3 protein-coding genes are annotated in these 3,057 nt (G+C 29.8%); all 3 read right to left on the reverse strand.

Annotated elements, in window-relative coordinates; all coding sequences use genetic code 11:
* Positions 1 to 175: 175 nt before the first annotated feature.
* Positions 176 to 814, reverse strand: coding sequence for a hypothetical protein (locus AC13DP_RS00870; RefSeq protein WP_483067150.1), 639 nt, complete (start codon positions 812 to 814; stop codon positions 176 to 178).
* A gap of 490 nt (positions 815 to 1,304) precedes the next feature.
* Complete coding sequence (locus tag AC13DP_RS00875; protein WP_483067151.1) at positions 1,305 to 2,582, reverse strand: hypothetical protein; 1,278 nt, start codon at positions 2,580 to 2,582, stop codon at positions 1,305 to 1,307.
* A 22-nt stretch (positions 2,583 to 2,604) separates the two neighbouring features.
* Positions 2,605 to 2,793: a hypothetical protein gene (locus AC13DP_RS00880; RefSeq protein ID WP_483067152.1), complete on the reverse strand. Its 189-nt coding sequence runs from the start codon at positions 2,791 to 2,793 to the stop codon at positions 2,605 to 2,607.
* Between the last annotated feature and the right edge of the window lie 264 nt (positions 2,794 to 3,057).

Here is a 3,057-nt window from a genome sequence, read left to right on the forward strand (position 1 = left end):
CACTATCAATCATAAAAACCTCCGGGATCTGTATCCACAGAATTATAAAAAACTAAAGAATACCTAATAGATCTTCACCGCTAAATTCTGTTATAAGTATATTCAGATTAACTTCCTAGATGTACTTGGTGGGGTGCATACCCCTATCTACTTCTGGCTCACTATTTTCTACAAATTACTTATTGGTATACGAAAGAGCTAAATCTTTATTCAGAAAATTATGGATTGCATCTTTGTTTTTGGCCAGTTTGTATTTGTAAATACCTATGTAGGCTGTCCAATGAACTATCAAGGTAGCAGCTATCGCTAATACATTCATAGTAGAAGAAATATCATATTGAAAAAATAAGCCGGCTAGGCAGGTCATAAGCCAAGCAAATAACAATGTAGAAACAATTGTCAATAAAGTAATTATCCACTTTTTTTCCTCTGATTTTTTTAAATATCTGATCAGAAAATAAGAGTAAAGTGGCAGGAATGGAATAAAAATAATGGCTAAAATAAGATGAATCAAACCAAGTATTTCGATTAGATCAATGCCGGGCTCAGGAATGGTATAAATTCCTGCCACACGATCAAGATCGTATGTAATATTAAGGATAGCAGAATAGGCAAATGGAATAAAACACAAATATCCTTTTTGTCTACTTTTCACAGTATCATCAATCCTGTTTATTACAATCAGGAATAGGAAAGCAGGTATCAGAAATACCCACTCGATGTGCTCAATAAAGCGCAGAATAGGATAGGAACTAGATGCTTTTTCGATTTCAAAAACATGATTCAATAAAATAATTGAAAGTGTAAATATCAAATATGCCAGATATTTATTTGAATTACTATTGAATAAGGAAGACTTTAAAATAAGTAAGCCCAGAACAATCCCCTGAAATATTGCAATATTTAAAAACGTTGTATAAATGAAATTTTAATAGAAAAGTTTTTTGAGATTTGTGGGTAAATATTATTCTTAATCGTAGCTAATTTAAGTCGAATTGACAAAACGAGCATATTTTATAATATGACTTCCTTAGAGGATTAAGAAATGATTAAATCAAATAATCCATTTTTAGCTTCAAATTTATTCCAGAAACTAATTATAAATCTAGATAAGTAACTAAAAATCAAAAAACATAAAAAAAGCTATTATTTAAGGAGCGGGACTTAAACCCTTACGAAAGTTGCTGTTCATTGGATTTTAAGTACTATAACCCTGTTTTTAGCCCTCAATATTTAGTGATTATCAATATTTCACACCACATTTTTTTTATTTGATAAAAAATCTAGGTACGATTTTAGGTATACTAATTTTTCTGTCCTCTGGGATCATTGAAGACTTCACTCAACGCGTCTGGAACTTTATAACCTTCATTATCTATTGTTATTTGAATTTTCTGTTTTAAAACAGGATTGTTATTTAAAAGAAAGATTAAGGAATCATATAATTGAATCGGATAATAACGATTATCGAAAGTGCATAACAAGGACTTTACTTTCCTATTAGTTAATTGTCTATATTTCAGACAATGAATTATAGCGGATTTATAGCTATTAGGTTCATTAAAATTAAAAAATCCATCCTCTGGGAAGATTTTCCCCTCCAAGTACTCATAATATCCCGATCGCTGTAGATCAATAAAATTTCTTTCAAATGGATCTAATTTTTTACTTCTCTCAGCAATTCTCATGTGGCTTTCAACCAAATCTTCGGATGAAATAATTCCTTTACTTAAAATTGAAGTATAAAGATTATAATCATTCATACTCTTATTTATTTTTTCATACCATAGCCACCTATAAAACTTTTCTTTAAAATCTATAATTTGAACTATTTCTGGAAAAGTTGATAGTAATTCATACAAAAATTCATTATCGAGAGACTTTAAATAATTATTCAATTCCAATTTTAATTCAGATGATCCTTTTTTCAATATCTCGGAAAAGATATAAACTGACTGAAAAGTTAAATTATCAATATATACTCCAATAAATTCATCTTTAATTCTTTGAAAAAAAACCGGCAATTCTTGAACCGGAATAGAGTTATAAATTTGTTTTATTAAGGGCTCGATGCTCTCCCTAGAAGAGGTAAGCGATTCATCAAAAAAATCTTGAAAATCTAAGATTAGCTTTTCCTGACTCCCCTTTACATTAAATTTATCGAGATTAGACTGCAAGAAACTCCAAAAACTTTCAGTATGATAATATTCTATTTTTTCGTTTTTAAAATGTGCACAATCATTCCTTCTATCCCTCCAATAGAAAAGTTCTCTCTTAATGGATTCTGACAAAACAAATATTAATCCAGTATTACGTTTCAGACAATCAAATACATTAGAATCCCAATTCTCATTATCCCTTAATCCATTTTTGATTTTTTCATACTTCTCTTCTTTAAATCCCTCTGGAACATCAGAAGCCAGTATTCTTTGTTTAATGACATTTAAAAATCCTAGATATGAAAATAACAAAGATGCTTTATAAGCCCCTCCTTTAAATGACTGAAATGCCTCTTCAAACAAAGTGTTTGAACTATTTGAAAATTTTTGATTTTCAACCCACTTTTCAAATTCTAATTTCATTTACCACTCATTTTTACTCGTATTATATTCTAAAAAATTCATCTATGCTTTGTGCCGTTTCGATGAGTGCCATAGAAACCGGATTAAAAACTTCACGTCTAAGCTTCATTACTTTTCTATAATGATTTTCAAAAGCATCTACAGAATCCATTAAGTTTAATGCAGCAATACGCTCCTCCTGATTTTTCGCTTCACCTATCAAATATAACAATCCAGAAAATGAATAAAAATCTACTCATAGTATTCTGTATTTTATACGAAATGTAAAGTTATGGCCATAGAAATACTATGCACGATCTGGGTACGATTCTGGGTACGATTTTGGCTTTATCCTGGATCATTCTCAAAAGTTGTGTGTGAATTGAAATATTAATTAGATTTTTGTTTTCTAAACAGGAAGCATTGGATCCATATATAGACCTACTCAAGATATTATTACCAGAATTATTAATCACCCATTTTGATCTAACCGGAC

The organism is Zunongwangia sp. L-65 (assembly GCF_056859415.1).

Bases quoted from the DNA above. Each gene is read 5' to 3' on its own strand.
- AC13DP_RS00875 (WP_483067151.1), bottom strand. From the start codon at position 2,582: ATGAAATTAGAATTTGAAAAGTGGGTTGAAAATCAAAAATTTTCAAAT.